The following is a 22,907-nucleotide window of genomic DNA, read 5'->3' on the forward strand; positions in this document are numbered from 1 at the left end:
ATTAAGCAAATTTATTAAAAATTGCTATAAGTGAGCTTTCTTGCAAACATTCTCCTTCTATACCAACCTTTTCCTATAGCCAATGAATGGATCGATTTTATTAATTTTTTAAGCAAAATACCCTTTATTTGGGATGTTTTCGCCTATTTACGCAGTTTCCGTCCTCTGATAGTTTTATTTTTGAACTATTTGCCTGAGTTAGGTACACTTCGTGCATATTGTAGGAAGGATAGAAGTATAACTTCTTTTCCAAACAACTAAGAATTCTTAGTGGAGATGCAAAATGAACAAACGTAAGTTAATTGTCATTGGGAATGGTATGGTGGGTCACCGTTTCTGCGAAAAATTGGTGGAATTCGGTGGAACTGATAAATTTGAAATCACAGTACTTGGGGAAGAGCCAAGACGAGCTTACGATCGTGTCCACTTGTCGGAATACTTTACGGATAAATCCGCTGACTCACTTTATCTTTGTACTCCTGATTGGTATCGCACCAACGGAATTAAACTTTTGTTATCTGAACCTGCCGTATCGATCGATACGGTAGGAAGAAAACTCGTCACCAATTTAGGAACCGAACTTTTATTCGATGAATTGATTTTTGCAACCGGATCTTCTCCTTTTGTTCCTCCTCTCGAAGGATTGGATAAAGAGGGAGTCTTCGTATATAGAACCATCGAAGACTTGGAACAAACACTGGAATACAGTAAAAAAATAAAGAAAGCTGCTGTTCTAGGAGGCGGACTCTTGGGGCTTGAAGCAGCAAAAGCACTTGTTGACCTGGGGAAAGAAACCCATGTTGTGGAATTTGCTCCGAGACTTATGCCCAGACAATTGGATGAAGGGGGAGCTTCCATCTTAAAATCCAAAATCGAAGAGATAGGAGTGGAGATCCATTTAAACAAACAAACCGAAAAAGTTTTGGGTGATGAAAAAATAGAAGGATTCGAATTCAAAGACGGAGGCAGCCTAACATTCGATATGTTGATTGTCTCTGCGGGAATCCGACCGAGAGATGAATTGGCGAAACAATCCGGAATTCTTGTCGGAGAAAAAGGTGGAATCATAGTCGACGACGGCATGGGAACCAATGTCTACGGAGTATATGCCATCGGAGAAGTTGCACTTCATCGCAATTTTATTTACGGACTGGTTGCTCCCGGATACGAAATGGCGGACACGTTGGCATTCAATCTATGTAGTCCGGGAAGCAAACCCAAAACTTATGTAGGATCCGATCTATCCACCAAATTGAAATTGATCGGAGTGGAAGTGGCTTCTTTCGGGGATGCACTGGGCGGGTCGGAACATATTCCTATCGTATTCAAAAATCCAAGAAGCGGCGTTTATAAAAAATTAGTTATCTCCAGTGATGGTAAATACCTGTTAGGTGGAATTCTTGTCGGAGATGCGAAAGCATACGGCAATCTATTGTCTTTTTACTTAAACAAAATGGAGCTTCCGGAAGAACCTGAAACACTCATCGTAGGTTCCGTCTCTTCGGAAAATCTTTTCGGAGCGGATTCTCTTCCCGATGAAGCCAAAATCTGTTCCTGCAATAATGTTTCCAAAGGAGATATTTTATCCGCCATCAGAGACAAGGAATGTTACGATATTGCCAGCTTGAAAAACTGTTCCAAGGCGGGTTCCGGTTGCGGTGGTTGTTTGCCTCAAGTGAATTCGATTCTGAAAACAGAGTTGAAAACGCAAGGCAAAGTGGTTACGGAACATCTCTGTGAGCATTTTAAATATTCCCGCAAAGAACTCTTTCAAGTTGTGAAAGTGAAATCTTTGAAAACATTTCCGGATGTGATCCGGGAAGTGGGACGTGGAAACGGATGTGAAGTTTGCAAGCCCGCAGTGGCTTCCATCATTGCCAGTATCTGGAACGAACCGATTTTAAAACACAGAGAGATCCAGGATACCAATGATAAATATCTGGCCAATATCCAAAGAGGGGGAACGTATTCCGTTGTTCCTAGGATTCCGGGAGGAGAGATCACTCCGGACAAACTCATTGCCATAGGAGATGTTGCTAAAAAATACAACCTCTATTGTAAGATCACCGGAGGCCAGCGAATTGATTTGTTAGGTGCCAGGATCGATCAACTTCCTTCTATTTGGAAGGATTTGTTGGATTATGGTTTTGAAAGCGGACACGCTTACGGTAAAGCAATGCGAACCGTAAAAAGTTGTGTTGGTTCCACTTGGTGTAGATTCGGAGTTCAGGATAGTACTTCATTTGCCATCAAGTTGGAAGAAAGATACAGAGGAATCCGCGCACCTCATAAGTTGAAGTGCGGGGTATCCGGATGTATCCGGGAATGTGCGGAAGCACGCGGTAAGGATTTCGGAATCATAGCAACCGAAAGGGGATGGAATCTTTATATCGGCGGAAACGGAGGGGTAAATCCGAAACATGCACTCCTATTTGCTGAAGATCTGGATGAAGCCACTTGTATTAAATATATCGACCGTTATATGATGTATTATATCAGAACCGCTGACAAACTGATGAGAACTTCCACTTGGTTGGAACAACTGGAAGGAGGAATCGATTACCTCAAGGATGTTGTAATTAACGACCGTTTGGGGATCAATTCCCAGTTGGAAGAAGAGATGAATCAACTTGTGGGCACTTATCTTTGCGAGTGGAAGGATGTAGTGGAAGATCCTGAAAAACAAAAGAAATTCAAACATTTCGTTAACAGCTCCGAAACGGATTCCAATATCAAGTTCATCGAAGAAAGAGGCCAGATCCGACCTGTGGATTGGGCGGAAAAAGATCTGGTGCAAACTAAGTAGGAGATAAATATAAATATGTCATCAACCGTTAAGGAAAAATTTAAATTTTTTATAGGTCCTGTTTCCGATTTTTCGGCGGAGGGCGGGGTTTCTGCAAAAGTTGGAGATAGACAAGTAGCGATTTTCTTCTTTGAATCCAGAAACGAATGGTATGCATGCGATAATGCATGCCCTCATACGGGAGATATGGTATTAGCTAGAGGATTTCTGGGTGATGCGGGAGGAGAACCTAAGGTGGTTTGTCCTCTTCACAAAAGAAACTTTTCTCTCACGAGCGGAGAATGTCTGAGTGGAGAAAATTACAAAGTGAGAACTTATCCGGTGTTAATTGAAAATGGGTCGGTCTACCTGGAATTGGATTTCCCCGTATCGAAGAACGTAGATAAAGCAAGTTAAGATTATATGATCTCCGCAAAGAATACAAACAAAGCCGGTACGGTATATTTGGTAGGAGCAGGTCCGGGAGATCCGGAACTGCTTACTGTCAAAGCATTGAAAATCTTACGAAAAGCGGACATTGTGTTCTATGACGATTTGGTTTCTCCCAGGATTTTAGGTGTTTGTAGAAAGAAAGCGGAACTTGTTTACGTAGGTAAAAGATTGGGGCAACATAGTTGTTTGCAGGAAGACATCAATTCCCGCTTGTTTCAGGCAGCAACCGAACACAAGATAGTTGCCCGTTTGAAGGGAGGAGATCCTTCCGTATTCGGAAGAGTGGGAGAGGAATATTCTTCCTTACTTGCAAACGGAATCCAATGTGAAATCATCGCAGGAATTACCACTGCATCCGGGGTTGCATCTTCACTCGGTTTTCCATTGACTCATAGGGATTATGCAAGAGAGATTTTATTTCTTTCCGGCCATAAGAAGGACGGAGCGAATACGGATAGTTTTCGAAACCTGAACTGTGTCGGCAAAACATTGGTAGTCTATATGGGTTTGAATTCTTTGGATACGATCGTCTCGGAACTTTTGGAATCCGGAAATTCGGAAACGACAAAAATTGCAATCATTCAAAACGCTACGCTGAGTTCGGAAAGAGTATTTACCGGCAATCTGGAAAACATCCAAACGATTGTAGAAGAAAATCAGGTAAGGTCTCCTGCTTTGCTTGTGATTGGAGAGATCGTAGGGTTTTATTCCGAAATGGAAAAATTGAAAAATAGCTTCTCAGAGATTCCCCAAACCTTATAAGGGATAGGGATGAATGATATCACAGGAAAAAAAACAAGCCTTCGTTTTGCAGAAGCGGAAGGTTTTGTACATTGCAGCAGAGAAACGATCCTTAGGGTCAAAGGGAACAATCTTCCCAAAGGAGATTTGTTCGGAGTAGCAAAAGCAGCAGCACTTCTCGGTTCCAAAAAAACTTCGGAACTTATCCCTCATTGCCATCCGGTCCCCATTGATTTTTTTTCCATAAACTTCGAAATTTTAGAAGATAAGAATGCGATCCGTATCCTTACCCAAGCCAAGTCCATCGGCAAAACAGGAATTGAAATGGAGGCACTTACCGGTGTCACTGTAGCCGCTCTGGTGATTTATGATTTGCTGAAACCGATCGATAAGGGTTTGGAAATATCTTCCATTCGCCTTTTGGAAAAGAAGGGTGGCAAATCCGATTCTCAAATTGCAAAATTTGCCGCAGGAGCACGAGCGAGCATACTTGTTTGTTCTGATTCTTGTTATGCGGGAAAAAAGGAAGACGGTTCGGGAAAGGCGATCGGCGAATTACTTTTGGAACAAGGGGTGGAAGTTGTAGAACTTAAAATCGTTCCCGATGAACCGGAAGAAATTCGCAAAGTCATCTTGCACTGGTGCGAAGAGAAAATGGATCTCATCGTCACTACAGGAGGAACAGGGCTCGGTCCTAGAGACAATACCACTGATACCGTGAAGTCGTTATTGGATCAGGAAATTCCAGGCATTGCAGAAGTTATGCGATCCTTCGGACAGGACCGAACTCCTTTTGCCATGTTATCACGTTCCGTCGGGGGAAGAATCGGCAAGACGTTGGTTGTTTCCGTTCCGGGAAGTACGAATGGAGCCAAAGAAAGTATGATTGCCATTTTACCGGCGATATTCCATGCAAAAAAAATGATGAGAGGGGAAGGACATTGATTTCTTATTCGGAAGGACTTGCCAAAATACTTTCTTTCTCAAAAAACCATACTTTCGAATCCATTCCTTTGAAACTTTCCGACGGAAGAATTCTTGCGGAAGAAATCCGGGCGGACAGAGATTACCCACCGTTTAACAGATCTGCTATGGATGGCTTTGCCATATCCTCTTCGGAATTCTCTGAGAATAAAATCTATCATTACAATCGGGAGTTACCTGCGGGAAGTAATTTCCTGTTGGAAAAAGGGGAAGAGGCGATTCGGATTATGACGGGTGCACCTGTTCCCCTCGGTTTGGATGTTGTGATCAAGATAGAAGATTCCCTTCTTTCGGAAGATGACCGGGGGAACAAACAGGTTTCCTTTTCCTTAAAGAATGTAAGACCATGGCAGAACATTGCGAGGAAAGGAGAAGATTTGCATAAGGGAGATAGTATATTGTTTCCGGGGCATACTCTGGGTACTTCCGAAATTTCCATTCTTGCTTCTCTTGGAAAAAACCTAGTCTCCGTTGTAACACTTCCCAAGATTCAAATTATCTCCACAGGGAATGAGATAGTACCCATCGATAGAACTCCTTTGGATTGGCAGATTAGGGATTCCAATTCCTATACGATTTCCTCGATTCTTTCCAAATACAAAATCGTTCCCGAATCCGTAAAAAATATCCCTGATGAAGAATCCTTATTAACGGAAGCGATCTCAAAAGGACTTGAATCCGATATTTTGATTTTATCGGGAGGTGTTTCCATGGGAAGTATGGATCTTGTTCCTTCCGTATTGCAGAAATTAGGTGTTGAGCTTGTTTTTCATAAGGTGGGGATCAAACCAGGCAAACCCATTTGGTTTGGAAAACGCGGAAATACGATCGTGTTCGGAATGCCGGGAAATCCTTTCAGTGTTCAAATTTGCAGTCGCATTTTTTTGGAACCTTTCCTTCGGGCCAGTATGGGTCAGAAACAAATTCCTGCTATGCGGTTGCCTATTCTGGGGGCTAGAAACAAAAAGGGATCTCTTACGGAATTCTTTCCAGTTCGTTTGGAGACAAAAGATAAGACTTATCTGTCCGCAGTATCCTTTAACGGAAGCGGAGATATCCGGGCAGGGTTGTCTTCAAATGGGTTGGCAGTTCATCCAGCGGATTCGGAACAGATCCAAGATGGGGATTGGATCGAATTTTTACCTTGGTAAGAATTGAGAAAAATCAGCTTCGTTTCGCTTCAGATTGCACAAAATCTAAACACTCCTACCTTTTTCTAATCAATTTGCATCTGGAATTACTTTTGTATAATTTCTTGACCTGCTTATTAGGCTGAAAGGTCGTTTTAAAGGCATTTTCAAGCATTCCTAATTTTACTTCATTGGTACGCTTTTTGCACAGTTTAATAGCAAAGGGAGAGATTATCTCGTGACTATTACACCTCATTCAAAAGCTACCAAAATCGACTTATTCAGTCTCGCTACTCCGCAGATGAGAACTTTCCATCTTACATGGATTGCCTTTTTTCTTTGTTTTTTCGGATGGTTCGGGATCGCTCCACTTATGGTGTATGTTCGCGAAGAACTTTCTCTTACAAAAGCGCAAATAGGAAACATCATCATCGCCTCCGTCGCCATCACGATCTTTATGAGATTGTTTATCGGCTGGCTTTGCGATAAAATCGGGCCTCGTATCGCTTATACTTTTTTATTAACACTTGGATCCATTCCTGTAATGTCGATCGGCTTTGCGGATAGTTATCTGTCTTTCTTACTACTCCGTCTGGCGATCGGTGCCATAGGAGCTTCTTTCGTAATCACTCAGTACCATACATCTGTTATGTTTGCACCGAATATCATCGGAACCGCAAATGCAACTACAGCAGGTTGGGGAAATCTGGGAGGTGGTGTGACTCAGATGGTAATGCCGATTATATTCGGATTCTTTGTGGCTTTCGGATTTACAACAGGTGTTTCCTGGCGATTGGCAATGATCGTTCCCGGAATTGCACTCTTCTGTATGGGGATTATTTATTATTTCGGAACCCAAGACACTCCCGGCGGAAATTTCAAAGATATCAAAGAAGCATATCCTACCTTCCATGGTGCTAAAAAAAATTCATTAAGCAATTTTCTTTTGGTAATGAAAGATGTTCGGGTATGGTTTTTGTTTCTGGCTTACGGAGCTTGTTTCGGTATAGAACTTACCATCAATAATATTGCAGCCTTGTACTATGTGGATCAGTTTAAGTTAGAACCTGCTACTGCAGGACTCATTGCAGGTCTTTTCGGACTTATGAATTTATTTGCAAGAACATTGGGAGGAGCTTTCGGGGATCGTTTCGGAATCAAATGGGGTCTTCGCGGAAGAGTTGTTTGGTTGTCGATGGTGCTTGCGGGTGAAGGCCTTTGTTTGATCCTATTTTCTCAGATGAACACTCTTATACTTGCGATTTCTTCCATGATTATCTTCAGTCTGTTCGTGCAAATGTCGGAAGGAGCAACATTCTCAGTCGTTCCTTTTATCAATAAAAAAGCGATCGGTGCTGTTTCCGGAATCGTAGGGGCGGGTGGAAATGCAGGTGCAGTTTCCGCAGGATTTTTATTCAGAGGAGATTTGAGTTATCAAAATGCACTTCTGATCATAGGTCTGACCGTATCCGTGGCGGCGTTTTTTACCTTACTCATCCGGTTCTCTCATGAAGAAGAAAAAGAAGTAGGTGATGAATTGGATCGGATTTTACCACCCAAACAAAATGAAAAAGAACCTTCTTTCGTGGCGGCAACTTAAAAGCCCCTTTCTTCCTAAAGAATTTGACAAGAGGATGAATTTCCTCTTGTCATAATCCAAATTGGCTTCTAAGATATTCGTTGTCTTAGGAGAGGGTTATGGATCAAATTCATTATAGGTCTTGCACTTTATGCGAAGCGATGTGCGGGTTGCAGATTGAGGTAAAAGACGGATCCATTACAGGGTTCAAAGGAGATCCGGAAGATAAGTTCAGCCGAGGCCATATTTGTCCCAAAGGTCCTGAGTTGAAAAGTCTCTACCAAGATCCCGATCGGATCAAATTCCCAATCAAAAGAACCGAATCAGGCTGGGTGCCGGTGTCATGGGAGGAAGCGTTCTCCGATATCGCCACCAGGCTTATAAAAATCCAAGAAGAATACGGAAACGATTCCGTAGCTGTTTATAACGGAAATCCGAACGTTCATAATTACGGGTCGATGCTGTTCGGACAACGGTTTGCAAGCCGATTGAAAACCAAAAACAGTTTTTCCGCAACTTCGGTAGATCAACTTCCTCATCAACTTTTATCTTATCTTATGTTCGGGCATCAATTGCTCGTTCCCATCCCCGATATCGATCATACCGATTTTTTTCTCATTCTGGGAGGAAATCCTTTTGCATCTAATGGTAGTTTGATGAGTGTTCCCGATGTGAAGAAAAGACTGAAGGCCATTCAGGAGAGAGGTGGAAAATACGTAGTAGTCGATCCTCGCAAAACCGAAACGGCATTACATGCCGATGAACATATCTTTATCAGGCCTGGAACGGATGCGTATTTTCTTTTTGCCATTGTACATGTGTTATTTGAAAAGAAAATGATCCGAAAGAACGATTTGATTTCGCAAGGAGACCTGGATGAGATTCAAAACCGGGCAAGAGAGTATTCTCCCGGGAGAGTCGAAAAAATAACGGGTGTATCCTCCGAAAACATAGAACGTATCGCCTTGGAATTTGCGAATGCCAAGACAGCTGTTTGTTACGGAAGAGTAGGAGTTTCCACGCAAGAGTTCGGTGCCATTTGTCAGTGGCTTATCAATGTGATTAATATCATTACCGGAAATTTAGACAGAAGAGGAGGGGCTATGTTCACTCTTCCTGCGGTCGATTTGGTCGGTCCCGGTTCCGCCATGCGTTCTTCACCCGGAAGTTTCAATGCGTATCAGTCAAGAGTTAGAAAACTCCCCGAATTCAGCGAAGAACTTCCTGTCGCTGCTCTGGCGGAAGAGATACTCACTCCCGGAGATGGAAAGATCCGCGCGTTATTTACCTCGGCAGGCAATCCTGTTCTTTCTACACCTAACGGAACGAAGTTGGATTTGGCACTTTCCGGTTTGGATTTTATGGTATGTGTTGATTTTTATTTGAATGAAACCACAAAACACGCAAATTATATTCTGCCACCCACTTCCACATTGGAACACGATCATTACGATTTGATTTTCAATGTATTCGCAGTTCGAAATACCACCCGTTATTCCCAACCTTTATTCGATCCCGAACCGGGTATGTTGCATGATTGGGAAATATTCTCCGATCTAACAAAACGATTGGAATTGGTGCGTGCCGGCAAACCTTTACCGAAAGAAATCATCAGAACAAAACTCACTCCTGCGAGCATCATCGATCATGCTTTAAAAACAGGGCCTTACGGACCCAAAGGGAAGTTAGGTGGCGATATGAGCTTGGATCTTTTGAAAAACAGCCCTCATGGAGTGGATTTGGGACCTTTGCAGTCTTGTTTTCCGGAAAGACTTTGTACTGAAGATCAGAAGATCCGTTTGGTTCCTCTGAAATTGAAAGAGGATTTTCCAAGACTTTCTCTTAAATGCAAAGAATGGGAAACCTTCTCGGAAGGACATTCCAACTTTTTACTGATTGGGAGAAGGCATCTCAGAAGCAATAATTCCTGGATGCACAATCTTCCCAAACTGATGACGGGCAAACCTCGTTGTACTCTGATGATTCATCCGGAAGACGCAAACCGATTGGGAATCTTGGATGATGAAAAAGTCATTGTGGAATCACTTGCGGGAAGTGTTTTGATTTCTGCCGAAGTTACGGAAGAATTGATGAAAGGAGTTGTGAGCATTCCTCACGGATTCGGTCATAACAGAAACGGAACGAATCAAAAGGTCGCCACTGAATTTTCGGGAGTGAGTATCAACGACCTAACGGATGATCAGTCGATCGATGTTTTTTCAGGCAATGCGGCATTCAGCGGAATCAAGGTTTCCGTTAAAAAACAAAATCTTTAGATCGTATTTTGATTTTGTAGAAAATTTTGTAAGGATCTTCTTCCTCCGATCAAGGAGTAGTTTTCCGTATTTGTTTTTAAAAAACGAACTGCTTGTTTGGAACGAACTCCCGTTTCGCAAATGCATATGATCTTTTTGTAACCGGATAATTCCGGTGTTCCTTCTTTTTCCAAACGGGAGAGAGGAAACAAGATCGAACCGGGGATGGGATTTGATTCCGTCTCTTCGAATTCCCTTACATCCATCAGAATCGTATCAGTGGATTTTGAATTCCAATAATCTTCCACACTGATTTCCAAAATCTGTTTTTCCGATTTTGAAAGACCTTTCTTTTCTCCGCAGGAAATGCAATGAGGATCAGGATTGATCTTGGATTCGAATAAAAAAGGAGAATCCCATTCCAATGAATAGATCCTGTCAGTCGGGATGGTTTCGGGTTTAAGTAAATACCGAAGAGCGAACGATGCCTGGTAGGTTCCTGCCAGTGCAGTCTGTACTCCGAGCACTCCTGCATCGGAACAACTGAGAGTATCACCTTCTTCCAAATGGGGATACAAACAACGGTAACACGGTCTTCCTTCTCCCGAGAAAACGGCAAGCTGAGCACTCGTCCGAAATACCGAAGCTGTGACGAGTGGTTTGGATCCAATCAAACAAAAATCACTGATTGCATATTTGGAAGAGATCGTGTCAGTACAATCCAAGATCAGATCCCAGGATTCAAATAGCTTAGGATCCGTCCGGTTTGTAATATAAGAGGAAAAAGTTTCCAGCCGGACCCAAGGGCTTCTTTCCTTTAAAAATCGGGACACCACTTCCGTTTTCGGTTTGCCTATATCAGTTTGTGTAAACGATGTTTGTCGGTGCAAATTGGAAAGTTCCACTCGGTCGAAATCCACAAGTCCCAATCTTCCCACTCCCGAGAGAGCCAGATAAAGGGAAGCAGGGCAACCCAACCCGCCTAGGCCAATGATAAGAACCGAGGAGTTTTTCCATTTTTCTTGGCCGAGTATTCCTATTTCAGGGACCTTGATCTGCCTTCTAAAAAAACTCTCCTCTTCCGGACTCATAAATAGAAAGGAATCCGATTGGAATTTTCGAGCAAGGAGAAATTAAAATCAGCCCGATTCGGGAAGATTAATATTGATACGGTGATCTATTTTTGTTTTCAGTTGGGAAAACAGGATCAATATCGACTTTAGAGTGGAACAGGAAACAAGAAAATTCGAAGTGCTAAGAGTGAGTGTTCTTTCTCACTGTAGTTTCGCCTGCGTTTACTGTGTTCCTAAAGATCAATCCTCATCTTCCGAGGACAAATCTCATTATCATTTTTTAAGTCCCGAATTATTAACTGAAAAATTAAAACTTCTGATTACTAAGATCAATATTAAGGAAGTCCATTTAACAGGAGGAGAACCGACTCTTCATAAACGACTTCCCGAACTGATCGGAGGAGTAAATGACCTCGGAATTCGTGAAATCGCTGTTACATCCAACGGTTTTTTTGCGGACGGACTCATCCAAAAGATGAAATCGAAAGGACTTACCAGGATGAATTTTTCAGTGGATTCCTTTTCCCAATCCGGATTTGAAAAAATCAGCGACCGTAAGTTTCCTTTATCCAAATTGTTATCCCGCGTAGAGGAAGCCAAAGAAAGCGGTTTGGAAGTAAAAGTGAATTGTACGGTTTTAAAAGGTTATAATGAAAACGAAATCTTACCTTTGTTAGATTGGTTCGGAAAAAAAGGGATCACTGTCCGGTATTTGGAATTTATGAAAATGGGACCTTTGCAAAAGGAACATTCCGAATTTTTTTATTCTTCCGAAGAGATTCGAAATACTATCGGTAAAAAATACGAGTTTTCTTCTTATTTGACAGCTTCCGATTCCACTGCGAATTACAGCAGGACAGAAGAAGGATATATTTTCGGAATCATCGCCAATCATTCGGAACCATTTTGCGAAGGTTGTAACAGATTGCGTATGGATGCGACCGGAAAAATCTACGGATGTTTAAGTGATGAAACTTCCTTCGATTTGCCGGAAAACAGTTCCGATTTGGATCTGGTTTTACAAGCGGCTATGCGGACCAAAAAGAAGTTTTTTACTGGATCGGAGCTTTCCATGAAATTCATTGGAGGTTAGATGAAAATTCAATTGCTTTGTTTTGCCGCAATGAAAGATTTTTTCCCGGCTCAGTGGGATTTGCATTTGGAAGGAGTTCGCACTCTTTCGGACTTAAAGCTTTATTTACAAAATCAAAATCCAAAGGCTTCCTCTTTATTGAAAATAAGTCGATTTGCCATCAACCAAACTATTGTTAGGGAAGAGGAGATTATCTTTGATGGCGCAGTGATCGCAGTCCTTCCTCCTTCCAGCGGCGGGTAAATGAATACGGAGACTCATTCGAATCATATACAAACGGAAATTTTGGAAATTCCAAATCGATTTCCGGATCTACCTTCCATGGGAGGTTATGTTTTTTTTGCAGGTATTGTTCGAAATATCAATGAAGGAAGACAAGTTACCCATTTGGAATATGAAGCATATCCGGAGATGGCGGATAAGATGATCAGTGATATCATAGAAGATGCCAAAAAACAGTGGGATCTTCAGTTTGCCGATTGTATTCATAGACTTGGGGTTTTGAATATCGGAGAGGTCGCAGTGATTGTCAGTACGGGAGCGGTTCACCGGGACGAAGCGTATCTTGCCAATAGGTACATCATTGATCGTGTCAAACACGAAGTAGCCATTTGGAAAAAGGAATATTATACGGACGGAAGTTCGGAGTGGTCCAAGGGTTGCCAGGATGAGACCCATAAACACTGAAACGATCTCTGTAATTTTAGCCGGAGGTTATAGTCTTAGAATGGGAAAGGATAAGGGCCTTATTCAAATTAAAGAACATTCTAATTTTATAAAAAAAACGAATCGCAGGATCGGAGTTTTGACTGAGACAGTATATATATCTCTTCGTGCGGAACAAATTCAGGAATATTCCAAATACTTTCCTTCCGAATCATTCATTGTAGATACGGATATTCCGGTCGAAGGCCCTTTGAAGGGGATACTTTCTTCTTGGAAATTTTTGGAAGAGAATGGCATTTCCGGAAAATCTATTCTTTTTCTACCTGTGGATATGCCTTTCGTTAAAATCAGAACCTTGCGGCGGTTATTGGATTCATTTCTTCCCGAAGATTCAGGAGTATTTTATGAGTCTAGAAAGGGTCTTGAGCCACTTTGCGGAATTTATTCCTCTCTTTGTCTATCCGATTGGTTTCGAAATCTAAGCTCGGATGCGACTAAAGAATTCTCCTTGCAAAAGAGATTGGCAAAAATGAATCCCCGAATACTCACTCTTCCCGAGAAAGAAGAAATCTATTTTCGGAACATCAATTCACGGCAGGATTTATAATCAATATTATACGCAGAATCATTATGAGATTACTAGAAACGAAAAAAAATTGGATCTTCGATATGGATGGCACTTTAACTCTTGCTATGCATGATTTCGAAGCGATTAAACGTACACTCGGTTTGCCTTTGGATTCGGATATCTTGACTTCTCTGGGTCGTCTTTCTCCCGAGGAAGCAAAAGTAAAACACATCCATCTGAATGAAATCGAATTGAACATTGCGAAGAAAGCGGTCGCTTCTCCGGGAAGTCCCGAGTTATTGAAACAAATAAAGAATAAGTCGCATCAGTTGGGAATTCTTACCAGAAATTGTTTTGAGAATTCGATTGAGACTCTGAAGGCATCGGGACTTAGCGAATATTTTTCCTCCGAATTTATTTTGTGCAGAGAGCATGCGGAACCGAAACCGAGTCCGGAAGGTATTCTAAATCTACTCAAACTTTGGAACGCAAAACCGGAAGATACTTTGATGATCGGAGATTATATCTACGATTTGGAAGCAGGGATAGCGGCTGGGGTAGAAACCGTTTACATCGATCCGAAAGGAAATTTTCCATTCAAGAATTTTGCGACTCATACAGTCCTAAGATTGGATGAAATTTTATATCTATAAAATCTTACCCTTTGTCCAAAGGAACTTCGATCAAAACGGAAATCCCATTTATGTTCTGGATTTCAATCATTCCCCCGATTTGTTTGATGAGAAGCTGAACGAGAGAAAGCCCGATTCCCGATTGTTCGTTGATTTTCGGTTCAGCAAATCCGGTTCCGTTATCAATTACTTTTAAAATAAGATTTCCCGAAACAGATTTTACGGAAACGAATATTTCTCCTTTTCCGTTCTCCAAATAAGTATGTTTGATCGAATTCATTAATAGTTCATTTAAGACTAAGCACAAAACGACTGCTAATTTCAGATCCATTTCCGCCTGGTTCAGATCAAAACGTATTTGAATCTTGTCGTCGATATTATAAGCATTCGCAAGAGTTTTGCATAATCTCAGAACATAATGATCAAATTGGATTCGATTTAATTCGCTTCCCGTATCGTTATACAACATTTCATAGATTCCCGCCATGGCAAGAATCCTGGTTTCCGTGTTCTTGAAAATATTTTTGATTTCTTTGTCTTCGATTTTTGCGGATTCCAAATGGAGTAAGCTACTAACAACCGCTAAAGTATTTTTCACCCTATGTTGCAATTCTATCATAAGTGTGTCTTTGAAAGAGAGGAGATTGGCTAGTTTTTCCTCCATTTGTTTTCTTTCTGAGACATCGTACGTTAAAATAAATAAACCTTCCTTGATCGGTTGGATGCTGAACTCAAAATAACTTTTGCTTCCGTCCTGATGAACAAATTCAATATCTCTATGGCAATACTCTCTATTTTTCATGCAGGAAGCTAAAATGCGATAAACTTCCTGCTCTTTAATTCCGGGATTGCATTCGAACATTGATTTGCCTAAGAAATCGCGAATAGTTCCTTTTGCATATTTTGCTGCACTTTCATTGATGTACAAATAGGTCCAGTCGTATCCTAAAATCTGGCACCCCTCAATCATAGAATCCAGAGTGCTTCTGAACCTATCCGCCGTATTTCTAAGCTCAATGTCGGAATCAATCAATTGCCTATTTGCAGCTTCGAGTTCTTCGGAAGTAACAGCGAGTTCCGTATTCTTTTCCATAACATGAGTTCTTGCCTCATAGAGACGAAATGCCATTCTTATGGATGTGGCTAAGATGTGAATCCCTGACGACTTTAATACATAGCCGTAAGAGGTAATGGATTCGGTTTTTTTTACAATGTCCGGTTCCATATGAGATGAAACAAAAATGATGGGGATGTCTCTGATCTCCAGGATCTCTTTTGCGGTTTCGGTCCCGTCCATTCCGTAACCTAAGTCGATATCCATCAGGACGAGATCGATTTGGTCCTCGGACGAACGAATGTAATTGATTGCTTTGGTGCCACTGGAAGCAGTAATGATATGAAACGAGTCTTCTAACTGCCTACTGGTCGCCATTGCAATAATGGCTTCGTCTTCAACGAGCAAGATCTTCTTTTTTAATAATGTAGCTGTTTCCATTATGATTTAATCATCCCAGGAAGATAAGTAGACGAAGAAAAATCAAAAAGAGACGCTGTTTCCAAGAGGAGTTAAAAATATAAGCAAATTAGATTGTTGTCAATTAAGAAAATATAATACCTGTAAGGAGTCGTTTTCTGGCAGTTTTCGGAAAAATTTTGAAAAATCTGCCTCCGCTTTTCCCCGGATGTCCCATTCGTAATAAGGTTTTTTTTCGGCAAAACTCAGGTAAAAATACCTAAAACCGGAAACTTTCGAAAAATGAGTGGAATTACCGGGAGGCCCTGGTTTCCCGAAAACAGAACTGGGGTTATCTGTTGCTATAACATTTGATACGAGATCGGAGTTTCGGAAAGAGTAAAAATCAAAACTTCTATTTGTGACAAAAGATGAGTTTCTAATCTTCGATTTAGTCAATTTATTGCTTATTTTTTTTATCCGTCCTGATCACTCGAATGAGTAGTTACGGGATGGGATTTCATTCATGAAAAAAGAATCTAAGAGATTGATTCCAGTAAAATAGTTTCCTGAATTGGAATCTGAATTTAAAACATACTTAAGATGTCTTCCTTTCTTCAGAGAAAATGGATTTGTTTGATTGTAATTTTATTCGCGTTTCAGTGCAAACAATTGTTTTTGATTGAAAAACCACCTCTGGTAAAAGAAGGCGTTCTGGATCTCCGAGAGAATTGGAATTTGGAAAAACGTTTGAGCCTGGAAGGAGAGTGGGAATTTTACTGGAACGTTCTTTATTCCGAATTAACAAACAAATCCATACCTCAATTTGAAAATGTTCCGGGTACTTGGACTGATTACAAAAAGGGGGAAGGAACTTATCCTAGCTTCGGTTATGCGACTTATCGAATGAATTTATATTTGAAAGAACCGATGGAAGGTATGGCGATTAAGATGCTCGAAGCTTCGACTTCTTATAATCTTTATATAAATGGAAAGAAGGTATTGTCAAGCGGTATCGTGGGAAAAACAAAAGAAACAAGTTTTCCATTGTACAGACCGGGAGTGAGCGCTCCGTTAACATTGAACGAATCCAACGAAATCGTCATCGAAGTATCCAATTTCTTCCATTCCAAATCAGGCGTTTGGGCAAAAGTTTATATAGGCAAACACGAGGATCTTGTTTCCGTTCGGGAAAAAACGATTTGGCTGGACATATTCATTTGCGGGGGAGTGTGCATCGCGTTTTTTTATCATTTCAGTTTATTTGCACTGCTTCGCGGAGTTTTATCCCATCTGTTTTTTTCATTTATCGGTGTTGTTGCATTCATTCGGATCGCTTTGACGGGCGAGCGGTTTTTCTATTCTCTTTTTCCTTGGTTTGGTTTTAACTTAGGTTATGTGATGGAACTCTTATCTGTTTACGTCGGTGGAATGGTGCTCGCTCTGTTTATCAGATCCGTATTTCCGAATGAGTTTTCGAAAAAAGTGATGTATGGTTTGGTATCCGGTTTTTTGATGCTTTGTCTGACGGTAATCTTTACCGATTTGTATATTTATTCTCAGACCATACCGATCTTCGGTATTTTGATTTTTATCGAATGCATTTATATAGTTTATGTTTTGATCCAAGCCATTCGAAATGACAGGGTCGGTGCTTGGATCGGGCTTATTATTTGCATGTTACTTTTCGTATTCATCGCGAACGATATACTTTATGCGAATATGGTCATTAATACGACTTATATATTGTCTTACGGTATTTCCTTGTTCTTTGTCGCTCAGGCTTTCATTATCTCCAAACAATTTGCAAGCTCCTATCATCTTTCTCAGAAATTAAGCGAAGACTTGCAAAAATCAAATGATCGTTTGGTTTCCATTGATAAACTGAAAGATGAATTTTTGGCAAATACGTCTCATGAATTAAGGACCCCATTGCAAGGAATCATCGGGATTGCGGATTCACTCAGAAGAGGAGTCGGCGGATCTATGTCCAAGTTCGTGGAAGACCAAATGAGTATGATAGTTACGAGCGGAGAAAGGCTTTCCCGGCTTGTAAATGACATACTTGATTTTTCCAAACTCAAACATCGCGATCTTAGCCTGAAGAATATTCCCGTTGATCTCTATCAAGCGGTCAACTTCACACTTACACTCAATCAAGTGAATCTTAATTTAACTAAAGTTAATATGGAAAACAGGATTCCCAAAGATTTTCCCACTTTATTTGCCGATGAAAACAGACTTCAGCAGATTTTACAGAATTTAATCGCCAATGCGGTAAAATTTACAGAGGAAGGATCGATCATAGTTACTGCTAAGATTCTCCCGAATCGGATGGCGGAAATCAGTGTGACGGATACCGGAATAGGAATCGATGAAAAAAATCAGGAAAGGATTTTTGATTTTTTCGAACAAGTGGAGAGCGGAGATGCACGCAATTCAGGCGGAACTGGGCTGGGGCTTGCGATCAGTCGTGCTCTTGTGAATTTGCATGGAGGAGATATCGGTGTAGAGTCGGAACGGAAGAAAGGCTCCCGGTTTTATTTCACCTTACCTGTATTAGATGAAAAAACCGAAATTGAAACGAGTAATACTCCTGAATTTATCAATGATAAAAATGAAATGAAACCGAACGAACTTATTTCATTTCCTTCCATCGATACTGTATACACTGCCAATCGGATCTTTTCTCCTGAAGAGGTGAGAATACTCGTGGTAGATGACGAGCCGATCAATTTGCAGGTAATTCAAAATTATCTTTCGTTGCAAAAAATCCAAGCAGTCACCGTTTCCAGCGGCAAAGAGGCACTTGAATTGTTGAAGCCGGGACATTTGTTTCAAGCGGTTATATTGGATATGATGATGCCTAGATTTTCCGGCTTGGAAACTACAAAGGAGATCAGAAAGAATTATACCGCTTTGGAATTACCTATCTTAATGCTCACTGCAAAAACCCAAGATAAGGACTTGGTGGCCGCCTTGAATGCGGGCGTAAATGATTATCTGATAAAACCTTTCGATTATGAACAACTTACTCTTCGCGTTAGCAATATGCTTCGGTTATTGCAAAGTCATAAGGAACATTTGGAAAGAGAATCCGAAAAGAAAATTGCAGTGGGTCACGTCCGGCAAAGGATCAATTTGGATCTTCATGATCATTTGGGAGCAAGGCTTACCGATTTGAAATTTTTATCGGAAGAATTATTGAACAAGGAAGGAACGGATAGAGTCCTATTCGAAAAAATCATTGGAAACGTAAATGCAGCCATTCAGATTTTAAGAGATCAGATGTTGAAGATAGAAGATCTGGGTCTTTTGAGCGAAAATTTCATCAAAGGAATCAATTTGGTAATGCTCAGGCGTTACTCCGATGCGGATAGGGATTTTGATTTTCAAGCTGACGAGAAATTGATTCATTTCTTTTCCTCCCAAAGAAATGAAAACAGTATGATCGAATTGTACAGCATAGTCAATGAGATCACCAGTAATGATTTGAAATACGGAGAAGGCGTTTCCAAGTGGAATTTTTTATTAGAAGATAATGAAATACTTATGAATATGAAGGCCGGTTCCCGATACCGCTTGCAAAAACACAAAACCGGACGTGGAACGGAAAATTTGGTATTCAGGATTTCCAAACTCGGCGGAAAAATGAAACTTAAGTTAGATGAAAATATGTATCATATGGAATTGAAATTGAATAAGGAAACATTTTCCCTTCAATAAATGGATTAAGGTTTATGGAAACAAAAAAAGTAAAAATTGGAATCGTTGAGAATGATGAAAATTTCAGAAATCAGATTTTGACAATTCTGGAAGCAACTCCCGGCGTTCTTTCCGTATCCCATTGGGAATCGGCGGAAGCATATTGGAAAGATGAGAACGGAAAAGAATTGGACATATTGTTTTTGGATATAATGTTGCCGGGGATGAACGGTGTGGAACTTGCCGGAAAGATTTCGGAAAGAGATCCGAATATAAGCAAGATTATGCTTAGTAATATGAATTCGGATGAACTCATTTACAGTTCTTTAAAAAACGGGGCTATCGGTTATATTTTAAAGTCCGAAATGAAAGATATATCTGAAGTCATAGACACTGTGTTACAAGGAGGAGCCATCATTACTCCTACGATTGCATTTCGAGTTTTAAATCATTTCAAAGCTAAAACCAATTTGGGTTCGATTAAACTTACAGATAAGGAAAATCAGATTTTGGATCAAATGGTCAGAGGCAAAACGATCAATCGGGTGGCTGAATTTTTAGGTGTGAGCAAATACACAATCCAACACCACGTAAAAAATATTTATAAAAAGTTAAATGTACACAACCGAGCTGAATTAGTTCGAAAAGCAAATGACATCGGACTGTTGTAATAGTCTTAATTTGATATGACTTTCCGATTGTTTTTCTGGTTTAAGAGCCATCAATTTCATACCTTTGTATTATTCTGTTTTGTTGCTTTGTTCCTGGAGCTTACTTGCTCCAGTGTCGGATTTGAAACCAAATCCTTAAGAGATACGATGAAGCATGGCCCGATTGGCATATCGGACCGGAACAAATGTCTGTTCGTTGGTAACAGGATGTTCCCTGGAAGACTGCAGCGGGACATCCTATTGTTTCTTCTCAACTGGACTAAAAGTTACGGACTAACGGTTTTTGTCCGCTTGTTTGGAATATTTTCTTTGGTAAACAAAACGAATTGCTTCCGCTTCCAGCCATGGAACAGGTTTTCCACCGCCTAAAATCCTTGCTTCGATGAAAGATTTGCATGCTTTCTCGAATACATGGCAGACTGCGTGCAGATCATCCAAGGTTCTATGGCCGCAAATCGCACCTTGATCCTTGATCATAACCGCATTTCTTCTTTTGATTCCCTTTACAATTTTCTTCAGTGCTTCTTCGGTTTCCCCGAATGACACTACTTTCGCGGAAGGACCTACGATCTGAGCCATATCATCCAAATAAGGTAGGACTGTTTCTCCCGCCATAGAACAAGTAAGTATATTTTCCTGAGTTGTATGGATGATTGTGTTGAAGTCCTTTCTTTCTTTATATAAAGTTAGGTGAAGATTTGCAAATCGGGGGGAATTTTCCGGTAAAGAGGTTTGGTCTAAATACAACTCCACCCAATTAGGATTTTTTTTCTTGGAAAATTGAGTGAAGTTTACATCGCTAGGAGTGATCCAGACACGATTCCCGATTCGGATACTTGCAGAATTCCCTTGTTCCAAAATTCCTTCTTTTTGCAAATCGGGAATCAAACGAAGCAATTCGGACGGATGCTCAGGTGCCTTCATGCAAATTCCTTTTTCCCGAAATTTTGAAGATACCATTCTCTTACCGATTTGGTTTCAAATTTTTTGGAGTGGGAGACTTTTTTAAATTCTTCGTGTATGAATGTTTCCGCCGATCTTTCCAATTCCATAGAAACGGAAAAAGCATTCTCCATATCGGATCCGATGCATAATACACCGTGGTTTGCAAGTAAAACTGCTTTGCTTCCCGATTTCGCCAAACATTCGATAGCGGAACGAATCAGTTTTTTAGATCCGGGCAAAGCGTAATCCGTGCAGAAAACCGGACCGCCGATGATCTTTTTCATTTTATCGGATAGTATGGGAATATTTTTTCTGGCGGACGCCACCACGCTTGCTTGCAATTGGTGAGTATGGATGATTGATTTCACATCGGGTCTGAGTTTATAAGTTTCCGCGTGAAGTCCTTTTTCATAGGAAGGTTTGATCCTTCCTTCGTGTTCCAAGGTGTGAAGATTTACCTTTACGATTTCATCGGGGCTTAGGTCTTCATAGGTTCTGCCGGTAGGAGTGATGACGAAATGATCCTCATCGATTCTTTGACTGATATTGCCCCAAGTTCTGGTGATGAGTCCTGCCTTCAGTAGGCGCACTCCCGTATCTCTTACGATTTTATTTGCAGTTTGAATTTCCATTGTATCCTACCTTTCGAAATGCGCCGACTCTAAATCACACCTTCGACTTTCTGGAACACCCGATCAAATCTTTTCAAAGCGTCGTCGATGATTGCATCGGTATCGGCTGCGCTTGTATAAAGTCTGCTTCCTGCAAGAGTCACTAACCCTTCCGCCATATAAGCAGCGCCCATTTCTTCCATTGCATGTTTTCTTTTATGAGCTTCAGCAATTGTTTTTTTAATCGTCCAGAATTTACTGAAATTGATTTCAAGTAACATTGTTCCTACTGTCTCCAAATGGCAAATAGAGCCTTGGTTGAACGCAACGAAAGGTAGGTTGTATTTTTTGATCAGTTTTTGAAGTCCTAACGTTAGGCGGTCGCCCGCTTTACCCGCTTTTTCGCAAGCCTTGGTTTTTTCCATTTCACATAGGGTATAATATCCTGCGGCGGAGCTAAGAGGATTCGCAGCCATCGTGCCACCGATCAAAGCTTTTTTCATTCCGGTTTGGATCCCCGCAGAAACATATTTCATATATTCTTTTTTACCGCCGAGCCCGCCCGCAGACGGATAACCCCCGGCAACCACTTTTCCGAACACTGTCAGATCGGGAGTGACTCCGTAATAGCCTTGTGCACCGCTGAGTCCCACTCGGAACGCAGTGACTACTTCGTCAAATATCAGTAAGGCGCCGAATCGATCGCATAATTCCCTTACTCCTGCGTTGAAATTTTTATCCAGAGGACGAGTGCCGCTTTCCGGGCCGATCGGTTCCATTAAGACCGCGGCGGTTCCTCCTCTCCATCTGTTTCTCTTTAAAACGGATTCCAAAGCGTTCAAATCGTTCGGATAAAATTCCTGAGTGTATTTGAATACCGATTTGGGAACTCCGTTCGCTTCAAAATGTCTTGTGCCGGGAAGACGCAATCCGTATGCCAACTGATCACTCCATCCGTGATAAGCTCCGCCCATTTTTACTATATTTTTTTTCTTGGTAGCAAGTCTTGCCACCCGTATGGATGCCATACATGCTTCCGTCCCCGAACCTAACATTCGAAACATTTCTACGGAAGGAACGAGCTGAACGATCTTTTCAGCTAACTTAAGTTCGTATTCATGAAATAATCCGGTGACGGGGCCTGAGCTATTTAATAATTCCAAAACTTTTTTGCGAACTACAGGAGGATTACTTCCCAGAACCGTAGGGCCACCGGCTTGCAGAAAGTCGATGTATTTGTTTCCGTCCAAATCAAATAGATGTGCACCGGAAGCTTTTGTGAAAACCAAAGGGAAAGGGTGGTTGAAGGCAAGGTTGTGTTGAACTCCTCCCGGAATGTATTCGGAGGCTTCTGCGATCATCTTTTTCGAGCGAGCGCATTTTTTATCGTAGTATTCAGATATAATTTTATCCATTTCCGCTTTACGGATGGAGCGGATCGGCTGCGAAATCAGAGATCTCAGATCTTTATAGACTTGGTCTACATCGGGGTATTGGTTGATTGCGAAGCCAGTGGACATACTTAAATTCCCTTTGGATAGTTTTTAGTTGACAATGAGTGAG

General features: G+C 41.2%; 19 protein-coding genes. 14 read left to right on the forward strand and 5 right to left on the reverse strand.

What is annotated here, in order from left to right; translation table 11 throughout:
- The first annotated feature begins 283 nt into the window (after nt 1-283).
- From nirB to DI077_RS08105, 7 genes are all read left to right on the forward strand, one after another.
- Nucleotides 284-2,806: a nitrite reductase large subunit NirB gene (gene nirB / locus DI077_RS08075; protein ID WP_109019651.1), complete on the forward strand. Its 2,523-nt coding sequence runs from the start codon at nt 284-286 to the stop codon at nt 2,804-2,806.
- 15 nt (nt 2,807-2,821) lie between these two features.
- Nucleotides 2,822-3,202 (forward strand): nitrite reductase small subunit NirD, encoded by a 381-nt coding sequence (gene nirD / locus DI077_RS08080; protein ID WP_109019652.1) that lies wholly within the window; start codon nt 2,822-2,824, stop codon nt 3,200-3,202.
- A gap of 6 nt (nt 3,203-3,208) precedes the next feature.
- On the forward strand, nt 3,209-4,000 hold the full coding sequence (gene cobA, locus DI077_RS08085; protein WP_109019653.1) for a uroporphyrinogen-III C-methyltransferase: 792 nt from the start codon (nt 3,209-3,211) through the stop codon (nt 3,998-4,000).
- 9 nt (nt 4,001-4,009) lie between these two features.
- Nucleotides 4,010-4,924, forward strand: coding sequence for a bifunctional molybdenum cofactor biosynthesis protein MoaC/MoaB (gene moaCB, locus DI077_RS08090; protein ID WP_109019654.1), 915 nt, complete (start codon nt 4,010-4,012; stop codon nt 4,922-4,924).
- Nucleotides 4,921-6,114 (forward strand): molybdopterin molybdotransferase MoeA, encoded by a 1,194-nt coding sequence (locus DI077_RS08095; protein ID WP_109019655.1) that lies wholly within the window; start codon nt 4,921-4,923, stop codon nt 6,112-6,114. The genes moaCB and DI077_RS08095 overlap by 4 nt, the downstream gene beginning before the upstream one ends.
- A gap of 217 nt (nt 6,115-6,331) precedes the next feature.
- A complete protein-coding gene (locus tag DI077_RS08100; RefSeq protein ID WP_174705625.1) occupies nt 6,332-7,693 on the forward strand; it encodes an MFS transporter in 1,362 nt (453 codons plus the stop codon).
- A gap of 98 nt (nt 7,694-7,791) precedes the next feature.
- Nucleotides 7,792-9,948, forward strand: coding sequence for a molybdopterin-dependent oxidoreductase (locus tag DI077_RS08105; RefSeq protein ID WP_109019656.1), 2,157 nt, complete (start codon nt 7,792-7,794; stop codon nt 9,946-9,948).
- Here the strand turns inward: DI077_RS08105 and DI077_RS08110 are convergent.
- On the reverse strand, nt 9,945-11,018 hold the full coding sequence (locus tag DI077_RS08110) for a HesA/MoeB/ThiF family protein (RefSeq protein ID WP_109019657.1): 1,074 nt from the start codon (nt 11,016-11,018) through the stop codon (nt 9,945-9,947). The genes DI077_RS08105 and DI077_RS08110 overlap by 4 nt on opposite strands.
- Before the next feature lie 133 nt (nt 11,019-11,151).
- On the opposite strand from DI077_RS08110, the gene DI077_RS08115 reads away from it, so the two are divergent.
- From DI077_RS08115 to DI077_RS08135, 5 genes are read left to right on the forward strand one after another with little or no spacing between them, the layout of a single operon-like run.
- Nucleotides 11,152-12,093 carry a radical SAM protein gene (locus DI077_RS08115; protein WP_109019658.1) on the forward strand — a complete coding sequence of 314 codons (942 nt, stop codon included), beginning with the start codon at nt 11,152-11,154 and terminating at the stop codon, nt 12,091-12,093.
- Nucleotides 12,094-12,336 (forward strand): MoaD/ThiS family protein, encoded by a 243-nt coding sequence (locus tag DI077_RS08120; protein WP_109019659.1) that lies wholly within the window; start codon nt 12,094-12,096, stop codon nt 12,334-12,336.
- Nucleotides 12,337-12,780, forward strand: a complete 444-nt coding sequence (locus DI077_RS08125) for a molybdenum cofactor biosynthesis protein MoaE (protein ID WP_109019660.1) — start codon at nt 12,337-12,339, stop codon at nt 12,778-12,780.
- Complete coding sequence (gene mobA / locus DI077_RS08130) at nt 12,761-13,366, forward strand: molybdenum cofactor guanylyltransferase (protein ID WP_109019661.1); 606 nt, start codon at nt 12,761-12,763, stop codon at nt 13,364-13,366. The genes DI077_RS08125 and mobA overlap by 20 nt, the downstream gene beginning before the upstream one ends.
- 23 nt (nt 13,367-13,389) lie before the next feature.
- Nucleotides 13,390-13,980: an HAD family hydrolase gene (locus DI077_RS08135; RefSeq protein WP_109019662.1), complete on the forward strand. Its 591-nt coding sequence runs from the start codon at nt 13,390-13,392 to the stop codon at nt 13,978-13,980.
- Between the two features lie 4 nt (nt 13,981-13,984).
- Here the strand turns inward: DI077_RS08135 and DI077_RS08140 are convergent, their stop codons facing one another.
- Nucleotides 13,985-15,454, reverse strand: coding sequence for a sensor histidine kinase (locus DI077_RS08140; protein WP_109019663.1), 1,470 nt, complete (start codon nt 15,452-15,454; stop codon nt 13,985-13,987).
- Nucleotides 15,455-16,015: 561 nt separating this feature from the next.
- Here DI077_RS08140 and DI077_RS08145 point away from each other — a divergent pair.
- Together DI077_RS08145 and DI077_RS08150 are read left to right on the forward strand one after the other, a co-directional pair.
- Nucleotides 16,016-19,138, forward strand: coding sequence for an ATP-binding protein (locus tag DI077_RS08145; protein WP_109019665.1), 3,123 nt, complete (start codon nt 16,016-16,018; stop codon nt 19,136-19,138).
- A gap of 14 nt (nt 19,139-19,152) precedes the next feature.
- Nucleotides 19,153-19,788 (forward strand): response regulator, encoded by a 636-nt coding sequence (locus tag DI077_RS08150; protein ID WP_109019666.1) that lies wholly within the window; start codon nt 19,153-19,155, stop codon nt 19,786-19,788.
- A gap of 273 nt (nt 19,789-20,061) precedes the next feature.
- Here the strand turns inward: DI077_RS08150 and DI077_RS08155 are convergent, their stop codons facing one another.
- The 3 genes from DI077_RS08155 to DI077_RS08165 are packed head-to-tail and all read right to left on the reverse strand — an operon-like array spanning nt 20,062 to nt 22,864.
- Entirely contained in the window at nt 20,062-20,712 is a 651-nt protein-coding gene (locus DI077_RS08155; RefSeq protein WP_109019964.1) for a class II aldolase/adducin family protein, read from the reverse strand.
- Nucleotides 20,709-21,365 (reverse strand): class II aldolase/adducin family protein, encoded by a 657-nt coding sequence (locus tag DI077_RS08160; RefSeq protein ID WP_109019667.1) that lies wholly within the window; start codon nt 21,363-21,365, stop codon nt 20,709-20,711. Before DI077_RS08160 ends, DI077_RS08155 begins: the two co-directional genes overlap by 4 nt.
- A gap of 29 nt (nt 21,366-21,394) precedes the next feature.
- Complete coding sequence (locus DI077_RS08165) at nt 21,395-22,864, reverse strand: aspartate aminotransferase family protein (protein WP_109019668.1); 1,470 nt, start codon at nt 22,862-22,864, stop codon at nt 21,395-21,397.
- Nucleotides 22,865-22,907 lie beyond the last annotated feature (43 nt).

The organism is Leptospira kobayashii (assembly GCF_003114835.2).
Lineage (GTDB): Bacteria > Spirochaetota > Leptospiria > Leptospirales > Leptospiraceae > Leptospira_A > Leptospira_A kobayashii.